The 13,416-nt window shown below is 63.4% G+C and carries 14 protein-coding genes and 1 tRNA gene; 12 read left to right on the forward strand and 3 right to left on the reverse strand.

Annotated elements, in window-relative coordinates; all coding sequences use genetic code 11:
* Positions 1-618: 618 nt before the first annotated feature.
* A complete protein-coding gene (locus AB433_RS15865) occupies positions 619-987 on the forward strand; it encodes a lasso peptide biosynthesis B2 protein (RefSeq protein ID WP_089217550.1) in 369 nt (122 codons plus the stop codon).
* Entirely contained in the window at positions 987-2,537 is a 1,551-nt protein-coding gene (locus AB433_RS15870; protein ID WP_047822384.1) for an adenine nucleotide alpha hydrolase family protein, read from the forward strand. The genes AB433_RS15865 and AB433_RS15870 overlap by 1 nt, the downstream gene beginning before the upstream one ends.
* Here the strand turns inward: AB433_RS15870 and AB433_RS15875 are convergent.
* The 3 genes from AB433_RS15875 to AB433_RS15890 all read right to left on the reverse strand — a co-directional run bounded on the left by AB433_RS15875 (position 2,468) and on the right by AB433_RS15890 (position 4,520).
* The gene (locus tag AB433_RS15875) at positions 2,468-3,118 is read right to left on the reverse strand and encodes a DUF6445 family protein (protein ID WP_052208628.1); all 651 of its coding nucleotides are present in this window, start codon (positions 3,116-3,118) and stop codon (positions 2,468-2,470) included. The genes AB433_RS15870 and AB433_RS15875 overlap by 70 nt on opposite strands.
* 180 nt (positions 3,119-3,298) lie before the next feature.
* On the reverse strand, positions 3,299-4,006 hold the full coding sequence (locus AB433_RS21365; RefSeq protein WP_225082413.1) for a hypothetical protein: 708 nt from the start codon (positions 4,004-4,006) through the stop codon (positions 3,299-3,301).
* Between the two features lie 437 nt (positions 4,007-4,443).
* A tRNA-Arg gene (locus AB433_RS15890) sits at positions 4,444-4,520 on the reverse strand.
* Positions 4,521-4,882: 362 nt separating this feature from the next.
* On the opposite strand from AB433_RS15890, the gene AB433_RS15900 reads away from it, so the two are divergent.
* From AB433_RS15900 to AB433_RS15945, 10 genes are all read left to right on the forward strand, one after another.
* On the forward strand, positions 4,883-5,257 hold the full coding sequence (locus AB433_RS15900; RefSeq protein ID WP_047822388.1) for a hypothetical protein: 375 nt from the start codon (positions 4,883-4,885) through the stop codon (positions 5,255-5,257).
* A gap of 71 nt (positions 5,258-5,328) precedes the next feature.
* Positions 5,329-5,847, forward strand: a complete 519-nt coding sequence (locus AB433_RS15905) for an MmcB family DNA repair protein (protein WP_047822390.1) — start codon at positions 5,329-5,331, stop codon at positions 5,845-5,847.
* An 84-nt stretch (positions 5,848-5,931) separates the two neighbouring features.
* On the forward strand, positions 5,932-6,684 hold the full coding sequence (locus AB433_RS15910; protein ID WP_047822392.1) for a sterol desaturase family protein: 753 nt from the start codon (positions 5,932-5,934) through the stop codon (positions 6,682-6,684).
* On the forward strand, positions 6,681-7,112 hold the full coding sequence (locus AB433_RS15915; RefSeq protein WP_169749375.1) for a DUF2141 domain-containing protein: 432 nt from the start codon (positions 6,681-6,683) through the stop codon (positions 7,110-7,112). The genes AB433_RS15910 and AB433_RS15915 overlap by 4 nt, the downstream gene beginning before the upstream one ends.
* Positions 7,113-7,141: 29 nt before the next feature.
* A complete protein-coding gene (locus tag AB433_RS15920; RefSeq protein ID WP_082134977.1) occupies positions 7,142-8,023 on the forward strand; it encodes an HpcH/HpaI aldolase/citrate lyase family protein in 882 nt (293 codons plus the stop codon).
* 74 nt (positions 8,024-8,097) lie between these two features.
* Entirely contained in the window at positions 8,098-8,955 is an 858-nt protein-coding gene (locus AB433_RS15925) for a PAS domain-containing protein (protein ID WP_053059219.1), read from the forward strand.
* Between the two features lie 56 nt (positions 8,956-9,011).
* Positions 9,012-10,139 carry a phosphatase domain-containing protein gene (locus tag AB433_RS15930; protein WP_047822394.1) on the forward strand — a complete coding sequence of 376 codons (1,128 nt, stop codon included), beginning with the start codon at positions 9,012-9,014 and terminating at the stop codon, positions 10,137-10,139.
* A gap of 70 nt (positions 10,140-10,209) precedes the next feature.
* On the forward strand, positions 10,210-11,580 hold the full coding sequence (locus tag AB433_RS15935; RefSeq protein ID WP_047822396.1) for a M48 family metalloprotease: 1,371 nt from the start codon (positions 10,210-10,212) through the stop codon (positions 11,578-11,580).
* Positions 11,581-11,590: 10 nt separating this feature from the next.
* On the forward strand, positions 11,591-12,379 hold the full coding sequence (locus AB433_RS15940; RefSeq protein ID WP_053059220.1) for a DsbA family protein: 789 nt from the start codon (positions 11,591-11,593) through the stop codon (positions 12,377-12,379).
* Positions 12,379-13,380: a M48 family metalloprotease gene (locus AB433_RS15945; protein ID WP_053059221.1), complete on the forward strand. Its 1,002-nt coding sequence runs from the start codon at positions 12,379-12,381 to the stop codon at positions 13,378-13,380. The genes AB433_RS15940 and AB433_RS15945 overlap by 1 nt, the downstream gene beginning before the upstream one ends.
* Positions 13,381-13,416: the final 36 nt, after the last annotated feature.

The raw sequence follows: 13,416 nt of genomic DNA on the forward strand, positions 1-13,416 counted from the left end.
ATCAGCTTAACCTTATGGGCCGTGCGCCGCCGATGGTCGCTGAAGCGCTCCCCGTTGCGGCTCTCGGTTCGGACACCATTGCGTTTCCAAGGCTTGCAAAGTTTGCAGCCGCTCCGCTGGTTCCGCGACCTTTTTCTTTTGCAATGCATCGAGGTTGTCATCTTTCTGTCGCAAGCGAGGCGCCGTTCGTTTGTTCTTGACTCTCATACATCGTTTTGGATGATTAACCACGACATCCATCGCCCAGGGGGGATCAATACATGACGTTTCTTCGCGCGCTGTTTCAGGCTCTGTTCTGTCATCACGCGGCTGCCGGCGCCGTTCGCGGGGGCAGCGGCCACTTCAACGAACAATGCCACCCCGGCACCTATAACTGAACGGAAAGCGGCCGCTGAAAGCTGGTCGCCTGTCAGGATAGATGACCGCCGCTGCCTGATTTACGGGCCGCGGTTCGGAAAACTGTACCTGCTCTCTGTGGAACGCCTTGGAGACAGGGTGTTTCGCCAGGTGATCGGCTTGTCCGGTCCAGACGACGCAGCACTCGCCGATCCATCCGACCGCGTTGGCTGGTCGCTTGCGAGCCAGGGCGACGATCTTCGCCCTGGGTCCGGATGGCGGATGCGGTTGGCCTATCACCTCCTTCATCATTCGCGTCATGGCCTGCCGTTCAGGCTGAGTGCGAAGCTGATCGGGCTGGCAGCGAGCCGTTCAGCAAGCCATCCGCACGGCGGGCAGAACACGGTAGAAGCGATCGCGCGTGCGGTTGCCGCCACGGAAGATGCCGTCGGATTCTCCGATTGCTATCCTCGCGCCTTGCTTACCGCTTGGCTGGCGCTTGCCGCGGGCAACTCCTGTGTTCTGGCGATCGGTGTGCTGGCGCCGACGCGAAAGTTGCACGCCTGGTGCACGGTCGCCGGTGTCCTGCCGTTCGAGCCGGTGGCAGAGCATTATCTTTATCAACCGGCCTGGACCATCACGCTGCCCTGATGCCGGCCTTTTTTCGCCCAACCACAACGAATGTCGAAATTGGAGACGCCGAACTCGAGGTCCGCACTTCGGTCGCCACCCGGCACGTCACGCTACCGGGCTGCGGCATCACCTATCTGTGCCTCTATGACGATGAAATCGATCAGCGGACCGAACTCTTCATCAGGCGCTTGGCGATGGCCGGCACGGAAGCGATCGCGCCTTATCTTGAACTGACCGACATCGCCTTCATTGTGCGGCATGATGGCAGTTTGTCGGTTATGCGCGGCGGAGCGTGCCCGATTGCACTCTATTACTGCCCAACCGAGAAGGGGCTGCGCTTCACAACCGCCCTGCCCGTCGCGAACACTTCACGCCTTTCCCGGCGTGGAATCATCATGGTCGTCGCCGCAGCGTGCCAGCACTCTTCTTATGAGCCGAACGCTTTCACCGAAACGCCAGTCGCCGGATGGCACCGGGTGCGTCGCGCCTCGATCAACCATTTCGTCGCGAACCGGCTCGAACGCTGCGAACTCATCGATGGACGACCGGTCCGCACAGTGAGCCGGGAAGAGATTGCCGCAGAGGTCCGTGCGGCATTCATGGCGTACGGGAATTCGCAGGCCGGGATCACCAGATCGGTCCTGGAGGTTTCAGGCGGATTCGATAGCACGCTTGCCGCGACCACACTGATGGCGCGGCAGGACATGCACGGCATCTCATCGGTCTATCCCTATTATGAGTTCCGCGACGAGGTCGAAGTGCAAGCGGGTGTCGCTGGAGAACTTGGAATTCCCCGCACTATCCTCGACGGCACAACGCTTTTCCCCTACGCGCCCAGCGACGAGCCTGTGCGCTGGGACGAGCCGTCGGTCTATGTAACCGGCATCCGCCATGCCGAGCAGGTTGCGCGCTTCGCCAGTCGGCACCATGCACAGCGCATCTATATGGGGCATGGCGGGGACCAATGCTTCGCGACGGATCTGACCTCAAGGGAAGGACTTGTCCGCAATCCACCGGGGCGAGGACCGTTTTCAGCGCGAAGCTGGGCCATTGTTTCCGCAGCCACAAAGGCCACTAACGCATCGCCCTGGATGGCCCGGTCAGCCGGCACGTTCGTCTATGACGCGCGGCAGGACCTATGGGTCAAGGAACGATATGGCGTCACCATCAGGACGCCGTTTTCCGATCTGCGCATATTTCAGGCAGGTCAGCTCTGGTCGGAGCACTCGGCGGCAAGGGGCAAGCGGCCCGACAAATCGATCCTGGTGGATGCGCTGGGCAGCTATCTTCCCGACGCCGTTGTCCGGCGGAAGGGCAAGACGGCCTATGACGGCGTTTGGATGCGCGCTTATGAACGCCATGCCACTCATATTGCCGATTGTTTCGATCGCGCCGCCGCCACGCTGGGGCATCTGGGCATTTCCGCAACATGGTTGATTCGCAGGACCCGCGCGCTTGGTGCCTGGAAGCCCGTGTCGGACAGGGAAGTGCTGGCGCTCTACGCGGTCGCGTTCTGGATTCTGGCTTGGGAACTTGACCGACCGGAGGAGCTTTGCTGGGCGCCGTGATCCCGGGTAGCAATATCGAAGAAGAAATTCTGAAACAGCCTGCCGTTCTCCAACCGGTCGCCGAAATAGGCGCTCGCGCCATGGGCGAGATGCGCGTCGAACAGGACCAGGCGGTTATAGATATTGCTGATCCGGTCGATCTCCTCCCAGTGCCCGCGGTCGAATTCCGCATCGCTCCCGAAGGTCAAGGCCATCAGTGCGGCGTCGCTGGACCGTCGGCGCAGACCGCTCCGGCGCCCGCGGAAGAAAGACAGGCCCGCTCCCAGCGGGGCGTCGGGGGTAAGAAACAGGACGCCTGCATAAGACTGACTGTCGGAATGATACGGGATGGCATCGTTGGCGAAGCAAACCTGGAATCGCCCGTTGGCGGTATTGTCGTCCCAATGCGCCAACTGATGACCGAGCAAATCCTCGAACCTTTGGCGATAGGGCGCCAGATGCAGGAAACGCGCCTCGGTACGCAGGCCGGCGCTGTGCATTTTGACATAGGGCTGCCTGAGCGCCGTCGCCCGCACGCCGTCGGGATCTGTCAGAAAGTCATCGACGACGATGATCTGCGGGCCGGTGCTATCAACGACCATTGTTCCTTCCTTCCGCGAGCTACCTCCAAGGTGCCAGTTTATCTTTCGCGTAATCCTCAGACATGCTGACCACGATCGCGTGGTGAAGATTCACCTGAAGCGTTCTTCGAAATACGCATACCACATTCGTTGAAGCGCAGCGGGTTGCGGCAGAGTTGCACAAGCGCGGCACTCGTCCCCTCATCGGGGCGGTGAGCAGGGCTTTCCTTCATATTCATGCCGGTGGAGCTTGTATTCACCCCCGCTCCAGCGAACCACTGGAAAACAGAACCCCGGTCCGCCGACCTGAATGTCGGGAAAATTGTCCGAACCTCTTGTCGCAAGCAACTCGGGAATTCCGATGCCGGCCGTCATAACCTTCCATTGGCCGTTCGGCTGCCGGGTCAACAACTGGAAGCTCAAACCCGACATGCCGAAGCAGATCGCGCCGCCTTCAGTCACGATGACCTCGGGCCGGCCATCACCATTGATGTCTTCGATTGTCCCTATTGCACCGGCCTCATAGGACGCCCCCGCCGGCGGGTCTCCGCATGTGCCGCTTTCCCATTGTCGGCGCTTCTGTACATAGGTGAAACCTGCGGCCTGGAAGATGCTTCGCATCTCTGAGCTAACGCCATCCAAAGAAGCGCCCGAAGTTGACGAGCCGGCAACGGAATTGGCTTCCACGCTTGCCGCCGCGACACGATCAGCGGCGGCTGAAGTGGGCTCCGCCCCGGCTGATGAAGCGGGCGCCGCCAGGGCGATCCTTTCCGGCGAAGTTCCCGCTTCACTACCGCCGCCACCTGCAATTTCCTCACTCGTCGCACTCCGGCCCGATTGGCCGCCACAGGCCGTCAACGCCAAAGCAACCACCAGGGGACCCAGTTTCCGGTCGAAGGATTTTATCATTTGCCCACCTCTGCACTGCTCTACGGCTTTACCGCCGCCTGTCCTCAGTTCCATGACAATAATACTGGCGTTGCCATCAAGCGATTGCCGAACGGCACGACCTCGGCACTGTCGTAAAGGCTCGCCCCGAAGGCGAAAGCGATTTCTGCAGGCCTCGGCGAGCGCTCGCAAACCGACGAAATCGTCGGTCTTAACTGTTGCGCGATCGCGACGCCGAGACAGGTGTCTCAAATCTCCGGCTGAAATCCAGGAACTCTCCACTGATAGCGCCGTCGATTCGCGAGCAACCGCGCCGCCGAGGACTGAAGATTCGTAAACTATTGAAATTGAGGGGGTTTGGTGGAAATTGCTGCTTCCGCGACTGCTTCCGTGGTGGAAATTGCGCTGGAGGCCGCACAAGACGCCTGATTCAAGCGTTTGATTTCTAAGGGGAAATTTGGCGCACTCGACAGGATTCGAACCTGTGGCCTCCGCCTTCGGAGGGCGGCGCTCTATCCAGCTGAGCTACGAGTGCATCCGGTCCCCCTTAGTTGGGGGCTCGAAAATCGTCAATCTGCCGACTGCTTCCGTGGTGCTTCCGCGACGCTTTTGCCTCGAAAAACCGCTTCCGTCAAAATCGGCCTAAAACCCTGTTTCTACGACCTTATTTTCTTCCTCAAACGCCCGAATATCAGCTTGACTTCCGCCTTCGGAGGGCAGCGCTCTATCCAGCTGAGCTACGGGTGCGCGAGGATTGCCTCGTGCGGCAGGGGCAGGCGCTTAGCAGCCGGTTCGCGCGCTTGCCAGCCCCTTTTGCTTGCTCGCCCTCCGGAAGGCAAATGTCCCGAAGGCGAGCGTTAGGGCTTTAATAACGATGCCGCCCTTAGCATTGCCTGCATGAGCGCGATTCCCGACTTTCCCACCGACGATATGGGCACCCCCACCGGGTGTGAGGAAGACGTATTGTCAGCGCGCTGGGCCGCGATGCATCGGTCGGCGGATGCGTTGGCCAAGATGCTGGGGCCGCAGGCCGGGCCGGAGCGGAACTATTCGCTCTATCCCGTCGGCCTGCCGCAGCACGATCGGACGGAGCTTGAGGCCGGCACCGCCGATCTTTGCGCGATGATGGAACTGGGCGTCTATGCCATCCTGCAGGCACGCGAACACGGGGCAGAGGCGAAAGTCGCGGCCAAGGCGCTGCTCCGCCGGTTCGAGGACAAGCGGCGCCGCCTTCTGTCCGAGGTTGAGACCGAGGCCGATCTCGCCGCCTGATCCGGGCAGGCGCGCTCCCTTTCGAAATATCCGCTTGCCCTGTTCCCGGTTCGTTCCGTACAGTCCCGGGTATGGCCGACTCGTCCACCGCATTCGCCCTTTCGCCTGACACCGATGCCACTGCGCTGGCCGGGGCCGCCGCCGTAGCGCGCGGGATTTCCCGATTGTTCGCGCGAAACGACATCTGGGCCTTGCCCGAAATGCCGCTGGTGGGCGGGCGACGGGCGGACCTGATGGGGGTCGATTCGCGGGGCAAAGTCGTAATCGTGGAGATCAAGGTTTCGCGCGCAGACCTGATGGGCGATGGCAAGTGGACCGATTACCTTGACCATTGCGACCGGTTCTATTGGGGGCTTTCGCCCGAACTTGACCGTCAATGCCTTGAAACCGGCGATTTTCACCCCGACCGCTGCGGCGTGATCGTGGCAGATGGTTATGATGCGGAAATCCTGCGCCCGGCCCCGTTGCTAAAGCTGAACCCGGCGCGGCGGCGGATGGAGGTGGAGCGGCTGGCACGCTGTGCCTTGCGGCGGCGGCAGGTCGATCTGGACCCGCATTGCGCGCCTTGGGGCGGCGAGCATTCGGGGTAGTACAGACCTCACAGGACACGGTTGGCGGTGGGCAACACCTCCCCGGCCTTTTTTCGTACGCCGGTTGCGGGTAAGACGCGGGGCATGGCCGACGCCGCTTCCCCCACAGCGCCGATCGTCGCGATCGTCCTGTCCGCGCTGGTGATGACCGCGATCGTCGCGGTGCGTTACCTGTTGTCGAGCGGCGGGTTCGCGCTGGCCACCCGCGCGAAACGACCGGGACTGTACAAGGGGCTGAACCGCCAGATCGGTGCGGAACTGCGCTGGTCGCTGCTCTCCGCCGCAATCTACGGCATTCCGGCGGGCGTGGTTGCTTGGGGCTGGCAGCAGCATGGCTGGACGCGAATCTACACCGATGCGGGCACCTATCCGCTGTGGTGGATGCCGGTGTCGCTGTTCGTCTACCTATTCGCGCATGACACGTGGTTCTACTGGACCCATCGCCTGATGCACGAACCGCACGCGTTTCGCATCGCCCACGCCGTGCACCACGCCAGCCGCCCGCCTACGGCCTGGGCCGCGATGGCATTTCACCCCATAGAGGCGATCACCGGCACGGTCGTGATTCCAGTGCTGGTTTTCCTGATCCCGATCCATGTCGGCGTGCTGCTCGCAGTGCTGACCATCATGACTGTCATGGGCGTGACCAACCACATGGGGTGGGAGATATTTCCTCGCGCCCTCGTTCATTCGCGCTTAGGGGGCGGGCTGATAACAGCCAGCCATCACCACCTTCATCACGAGAAGTATCGATGCAACTACGGCCTCTATTTCCGGTTCTGGGATCGCCTTTGCGGCACCGACAGCGGCGTGGCGCAGCCGGGGTGGGATCGATGAAGCGGGCGCTGATCTTGCCGTTGATGGCCTTGCCGCTTTTGGGTGCAACACCGCCGACGGGGGCGGACGTTACCGTGTCGGTGACGCACTTGCGATCAACCGATGGCAAGGTGCGCGCGTGCATGGCCCCGCAGAAAAGTGCGTTCCCCGATTGCCGGGGCGGCGTGGGCATGGAACTCAGCGTCGCGGCGGACAAGGCGGGGGCATTCACCTTTCGCAACGTTGCGCCCGGCACGTACGCCATCGCGTTGATCCATGACGAGAATGACAACGGCAAGATCGACAAGGCGCTGATGATCCCGAAGGAAGGCTTCGGCTTCTCGCGCGATGCGCCGGTCCGCATGGGCCCGCCGCCGTTCTCTGCCGCCGCGTTCGACGTGGGCAAGGAAAACGTACGCCAGCCGATCAAGATGCGCTACCTGCTCTGATCCCGATACGACTGCGAAAGACAAGAAGCTTGACCGTTCCCGCCCTGCTGCGTTCCGTTCTCTATATGCCCGGCTCTAACGCAAGGGCGATTGCCAAGGCGCGCACGCTGCCCTGCGATGCAGTGGTGATGGATCTGGAAGACGCGGTCGCACCAGAGGCGAAGGCGGATGCGCGCGGCACGATCAAGGCAGAGCTGGCCGAGGGCGGCTTCGGCGCGCGGTACATGGTCGTGCGGATCAACGCGCTCAGCAGCGAATGGGGCGCGGACGACCTGCGCGCGATGGCCGATGCCGGGATGGACGCGATCCTTGCGCCCAAAGTCGATACGGCGGACGACGTCGAAACGCTGGCCAAGGCGATGCGCGATGCGGGCTATTCCGACCAGGTCGCGCTGTGGGTGATGATCGAGACGCCGATGGCAATCCTGAACCTTGCCTCTATCGCCGCCAGCGCGGCGACCACGCCGCTGGCCGGGTTCGTGCTTGGCCTCAACGATCTGGCCAAGGATAGCGGCATTGCCCAGCTGCCCGGACGTGCCGCGTTTCAGCCGGTTTTGACGATGAGCGTGCTGGCCGCCCGCGCCCACGGGCTGGTCGTGCTGGACGGCGTATGCAACGCGATTGCCGACGAAGCACGGCTGGCCGCCGAATGCGAACAGGCGCGCGACGGCGGGTTCGATGGCAAGACGCTGATCCACCCCAGCCAGGTCGAGCCGACAAACCGCATTTTCGCCCCGACAGAGGATGAAGTGGCAGAGGCGCAGGCAATCGTCGATGCCTTTGCCGATCCCGCCAATGCCGGGCGCGGCGCGATCCGCGTCAACGGAAAAATGGCTGAAATCCTGCACCTGACACAGGCGCGGCAGTGCCTTGCGCGGGTAGAGGCCATCGCCGCGCAGGGTGCATCTTAACAACCGGTTTACCCATTTGCGCCATAGTCCGGCAAAGGGCCGCCCGACTCCGGGCCGCCCAGCGGGGTTGGCACATGGAAACACTGAAAGGCGGCTGGCACTCGGAAACCGAGTGGGCAGGCTTCGATGCTACCGATGCCTGCGACGGCCTGATCCGAGAGGATGAGGGCAGGACCGCGATCGAATCCGAAGCACCGCCGCCGGGCATTGGGCAGGACGAACGCCGCATGCAGGTGCGCGCCTACAACCTGTGGGCCGAACTGCTGGCCAACCGGTCTTTCCCCGACATTGCCGACCTCGACCACGCCGGGAACAACGACTTCGGCGACCATTCGGTGCTGATGGACTTTTCCGGCGGGATCGAAGACCCGGTGATCGTCCACCTCGGCGCGCGTCTGGCGGACGAATGCGGCGATCTTCGCGAAGGGTACATCGGGCAACTGTCCGATGTGCCGTCGGGCTCGTTGCTGTCACGCATTACCGATCACTACATCCAGATCCTTGCCCGTCAGGCCCCGATCGGGTTCGAAGCGGAATTCGTGAACCGTAGCGGCAAGCTGATCGTCTATCGCGGCATTCTTTTGCCGTTTTCCAGCGACGACTTGACGATCGATCACATCTACGGCGTGCTGAACTGGAAGGAAGTCGCCGAAACGCCGCTTTGCGAAAGCCTTGCGCAGCAGGTAGCCGGATCGATCACGCCTTCGCCCGCCACGCGCATGCCCGGACCGCGCGATACGCTGCCCGCGCCGCTATCGCGCCGGTTGCGCGCGATGACCCCCAAGGGGTTCGACGAGCTGGCCGACGATGGGCCGGAATTCACGCTGTTGATGGCGCGCAGGCTTTCGTCCGGCAATGTCCAGTTGCTGGGCGAAGTGCCGTTCGATCCGGTGATGATGCGGCAGGCGGCGGACCGGCTTAGCCGGGGCTGACCTGTTCTGCCCGCGCGTTTGCGGGCACCAAATCGCCACCGCCTCGTTCACCAGGCATGCCCTTGTTCGGACACCCGCCCACCGTCTTCCCCTATTTCGGCCACCGCAGCGCCCATCGCCTGACCATCACCGCCCGCGCCCTGCGCGCCCGCGAACCGGCGTGGCACCACACCGGCGACCTCGCCAAGATGCGCGCGCTGTGGCAGCAATTCGCCTCTCGCGAAGAGCCGCACCTGCCGGTTACGTTGGTGGTCGGCACACCCGATGGCGCGGAACAGCGGCACGAGGTTCGCGCCGATGACGAGGGCTATGCGCACTTTTCCATCGATCTGAACGGGTGGGAACGCCCCGCCCACACCGCTTGGGAAACTGTCCGCTTCGAATGGATGAACCGCACCGGCCCGCAATCGACGGAAGGGTTCGTCCTCGCTCCCGGCCATGCGACGCGGATGGGCGTGATTTCTGACATCGACGATACCGTAATCGAAACCGGCATCACCGGCGGCCCGCGGGCGTTGGTGCGCAACTGGCGGCGGATGCTGGCGACGATGCCTGATGACCGGACCCCGGTGCCGGGCGCGGGTCAGCTTTACGGCAGACTGGCAGGAAGCGTGCTGGCCCAGCCGGACAAGGAACCCGGCACCCGCCTGATCGCGCCGCACCGACCGTTCTTTTATGTCTCGTCCAGCCCGTGGAACCTTTTCGGCTATCTCGTGGCATTCATGCGGTCGCGCTCGCTCCCGCTCGGCCCGCTGCACTTGCGCGATTGGGACTTCAACCGTGCAACCTTGGGCTCATCCGGCCACGGCGCGCATAAGCGGCTGGCGGCGGAGGGCATTCTGGCCACCTACCCCGATATGAAATTCGCCCTGATCGGAGACGATACGCAGGGCGATCTGGTCGCCTATTCGCACCTTGCCGCCGACTTTCCGGGGCGCATTGCGGCGATCTTCATCCGGCACGCGGGCGAACTGCACACGGCGGAGGAACTGGCCGCAATCACCCGGATCGAGGCGGCTGGCGTGCCGTTCTGGCATGGCGAGAGTTTCGAGGTTGGCACGGAATTCCTTGAGCAGATCGGCGTATCGCAGACCGGCGACACCGCCCAGATCGTCGACACGATCGAGAAAGACGCCGACGCAAAACCCGAGAAAACGCTCAAGAAATCGGCCGCCAATGCTTGAGCCGCGAACCGCACGCGCTTAATCCTATGTTCAGCGCCCACGGACCAGTCCTGAGGCGCAACAGGATCCGATGCGCAACACATATATACGCCCACTGGCGCATGTCGCCTTTCTCCTCGCCCTGCTCCTGCTGGGCGCGCGGCCCGCGCTCGCGCAGTCCATCCTGCGCGATGCGGAGACCGAAGAGCTGTTGCAGGACATGGCCGCACCCATCGTAGCAGCGGCGGGGCTGGACCCGAAAAATGTCGACATCGTCCTGATCAACGACAATTCGGTGAACGCCTTCGTCGCGGGCGGGCAGGCGGTCTACGTTCATTCAGGTTTGATTGCTGAGGCGGACACCGCCTTGCAGGTACAGGGCGTAATCGCGCACGAACTGGGCCACATCACCGGCGGCCACGTAATCGGCTTTTCCGACGGTGCGAAGAAGGCCACGAATATCTCGATCCTCTCGCTGATCCTTGGCGCGGCGGCGGCAGCGGCTGGCGGCGGAGAGGCGGCGATGGGCGTGATCGCGGCGGGCCAGCAGGCGGCAATGGGCAGCTTCCTTGCCTTTACGCGCGGACAGGAATCGGCGGCGGACCTTGCCGGTGCGCAGTACCTTTCGGGCGCGGGCCTTTCGGGCAAGGGCAGCTTGGAGTTCTTCAAGAAACTGCAACAGCTGGAACACCGCGCCGGGTACTACGCAAAGGAGGAGGATACCTTCTATCGCACCCACCCGCTGTCGCGCGATCGTATCGAGACGCTGCAGGCGGTCTATGAAAAAGACCCCGCCTGGCAAAAGCCCGAAGATCCTGTGCTTGAGGAACGCTTTCGCCGGGTGAAGGCCAAGCTCTATGGCTATCAGGCAAAGCCCGAAGACACGCTGATCGCGTTTCCCGAAACCGACAATTCGATCCCCGCGCACTATGCCCGCGCCTATTCGCGCAACAAGGAAGCGCTGATCGGCAAGTCGGTGGCGGAAGCCGATGCGCTTTTGCTGGCAGAGCCGGACAACCCCTATTTCCTGGAGCTGAAGGGTCAGGTCTTGCTGGAATCGGGCCAGCCGGACGAAGCGCTACAGCCTTTGCGCCGCGCGGTTACGCTGTCGAACAACCAGCCGCTCATCGCCACGCTGTTCGGCCATGCGCTGCTGGCGACAGAGGACGCCAACCACCATGAAGAGGCCGAGCGCGTGTTGCGCGCCGCCGTCGCACGCGACCGGTTCAACCCGACCGCGTGGTACATGCTGGGCCGCATCTATGCCGATCGGGGTGATACGCCCCGCGCGCGGCTGGCCAGCGCCGAACAGCTGATGATGACCGGCAGGCCCGATGCCGCCTTGCAGAACGCCGCCGCGGCAGAGGCGTCGCTTCCGGCGGAAACCCCGGACTGGCTGCGGGCGCAGGATATCAAGCTGGAAGCGCGGGCAGAGATTGAACAGCGCAAGAAGCGCAAGTAGGACGGTTGTCATGACCCTTGCCCCAAAGCAATTCCGCCTTGCCGCCGTCGCCGTGGCCATCCTTGCCCTGCTGCTGGGCACCGTCTGGTATATGACCGCGAACGGCGCCGAACCGAAAAGCGATGCCGACGACGCGGTCGAAGCGGCCGGGTTCGACACCAAGGAGCGCGCCGCGATCGAGGCGCTGGTGCGCAGCTACATTCTGGAGCACCCGGAAATCCTGCCCGAAGCCATCGAACGGCTGCGCGAAAAGGAATCGCTGGCGGCGATGGACGCGATCCGCGAAGACCTGTTCACGCCCTATCCCGGCGCGGTGCTGGGCAATCCGCGCGGGGAAACCGTGCTGGTCGAATTCAGCGACTATGCCTGCGGATATTGCCGCCGTTCGGTCGAGGCGGTGGAGAAGCTGATCGCCGAAGATCCCGATCTGAAAGTCGTGATCCGCGAATTCCCGATCCTGTCGGACGACAGCGTCACCGCCGCGAAATGGGCACTCGCCGCCGCGCATCAGGGTAAGTACGAGGCATTCCATCACGCGATGTACGCCGCCGGACGCCCGACGCTGGCGAATATCGAAAAGGCTGCGAAGGCCGCCGGTCTGGATGTCGAAATGGCGCGCAAGGCTGCGGCCAGCCCCGCCATCGCCGCCGAAATCTCGGCCAACCGCGCTTTCGCCAACCAGCTGCAATTCGGCGGCACACCCGCGTGGGTTACGGCCAGCGGCACGCTGGAAGGCGCGGTCGGCGAAGATGCCTTGCGCAAGGCGCTGAACGAACCGGGCAGCGCACAGGGCGGGTGATGCGCGCGCCCGGCGGCATTCTTGCTGCCCTATTAATACTTGCCGCGATCCCGGCACAGGCGGAACCCGTCCGTGCCGACAGCGACCAGCAACTCGATCCGTTTCACGTCGTCGCCTTGCTCGACCGCCGGGTGCAGTCGATCGGCTGGCGATTGGCGCAGGCGAACGCCCGGTTTTGCAAGACCACGATGCAATCGACCGGCCTGCTGGTGCAGGACCTGCAAAGCTGGAAAAGGCCCGACGCTGCGCGCACCGCTTTCGACGTCGACCCATCGGTACAGGTCATCGTCGGCGCGGTAGCGGAAGGGTCGCCGGCGGCGGACGCGGGGCTAACCACCGGCGAACCGATCTACACCATCGGCGATACCGTGCTGGATAGCGACTTGCCGCCCGCAGTCCCCGGCACCTTCGCGCGGCAGGTCCAGTTGCTCGACCGCGTCGATGGCTTGGCTAACCGCAACGGCTGGCTGGCCTTGGGAGTCGATAATGCAGAGGACGAACGCACGCTGCTGCGCATTCCCGCAAGGCCGGTCTGCGCCAGCCGCTTCGAGATCGTAACGGACGGAAAGCGTGCGCAGGCCGATGGCATCCGTGTGCTGGTCAGTGCGGAAATGGCGCTCGGGCTGGCTGACGACGATCAGCTTGCCTTCGTCATCGCGCACGAACTCGCCCACAACGCGCTGGGCCACCCGCAGATGCTGAAGCGCGAGGGCCGCAAGTGGGGCCGCGTGCGCCATACAGAGCGGGAGGCGGACCGGCTGGCAATCTGGCTGATGCGCAATGCCGAGTACGACGTGGGCGGCGCGCGGGCCTTTATGCTCGGCTGGGCGCGCAGCCACGATGTCGGTTTCCTGGATCCGACGCATGACGCTTGGGACGAGCGGCTGAACGGCGTGGACGAGGAAATCGCTCTGGTCGCCGCAAGCCCGGCGCGTCCCGGCGAATATGACTGGTCCGTACGCTTCCCGCTGGACCGTGCCGTCGCCAAACCGGGTGGATGAGCGATGGGGCACGCCGCCAACCTTTCCTTATGGGTG

The sequence above is a fragment of the Croceicoccus naphthovorans genome (assembly GCF_001028705.1).
GTDB classification, from domain to species: Bacteria; Pseudomonadota; Alphaproteobacteria; order Sphingomonadales; family Sphingomonadaceae; genus Croceicoccus; species Croceicoccus naphthovorans.

What these genes read in the sequence shown, in the direction of transcription:
- AB433_RS15865 (WP_089217550.1), top strand. Translation starts at nt 619, where the DNA reads ATGCGGTTGGCCTATCACCTCCTTCATCATTCGCGTCATGGCCTGCCG.
- AB433_RS15870 (WP_047822384.1), top strand. Translation starts at nt 987, where the DNA reads ATGCCGGCCTTTTTTCGCCCAACCACAACGAATGTCGAAATTGGAGAC.
- AB433_RS15875 (WP_052208628.1), bottom strand. Translation starts at nt 3,118, where the DNA reads ATGGTCGTTGATAGCACCGGCCCGCAGATCATCGTCGTCGATGACTTT.
- AB433_RS21365 (WP_225082413.1), bottom strand. Translation starts at nt 4,006, where the DNA reads ATGATAAAATCCTTCGACCGGAAACTGGGTCCCCTGGTGGTTGCTTTG.
- AB433_RS15900 (WP_047822388.1), top strand. Translation starts at nt 4,883, where the DNA reads ATGAGCGCGATTCCCGACTTTCCCACCGACGATATGGGCACCCCCACC.
- AB433_RS15905 (WP_047822390.1), top strand. Translation starts at nt 5,329, where the DNA reads ATGGCCGACTCGTCCACCGCATTCGCCCTTTCGCCTGACACCGATGCC.
- AB433_RS15910 (WP_047822392.1), top strand. Translation starts at nt 5,932, where the DNA reads ATGGCCGACGCCGCTTCCCCCACAGCGCCGATCGTCGCGATCGTCCTG.
- AB433_RS15915 (WP_169749375.1), top strand. Translation starts at nt 6,681, where the DNA reads ATGAAGCGGGCGCTGATCTTGCCGTTGATGGCCTTGCCGCTTTTGGGT.
- AB433_RS15925 (WP_053059219.1), top strand. Translation starts at nt 8,098, where the DNA reads ATGGAAACACTGAAAGGCGGCTGGCACTCGGAAACCGAGTGGGCAGGC.
- AB433_RS15930 (WP_047822394.1), top strand. Translation starts at nt 9,012, where the DNA reads ATGCCCTTGTTCGGACACCCGCCCACCGTCTTCCCCTATTTCGGCCAC.
- AB433_RS15935 (WP_047822396.1), top strand. Translation starts at nt 10,210, where the DNA reads ATGCGCAACACATATATACGCCCACTGGCGCATGTCGCCTTTCTCCTC.
- AB433_RS15940 (WP_053059220.1), top strand. Translation starts at nt 11,591, where the DNA reads ATGACCCTTGCCCCAAAGCAATTCCGCCTTGCCGCCGTCGCCGTGGCC.
- AB433_RS15945 (WP_053059221.1), top strand. Translation starts at nt 12,379, where the DNA reads ATGCGCGCGCCCGGCGGCATTCTTGCTGCCCTATTAATACTTGCCGCG.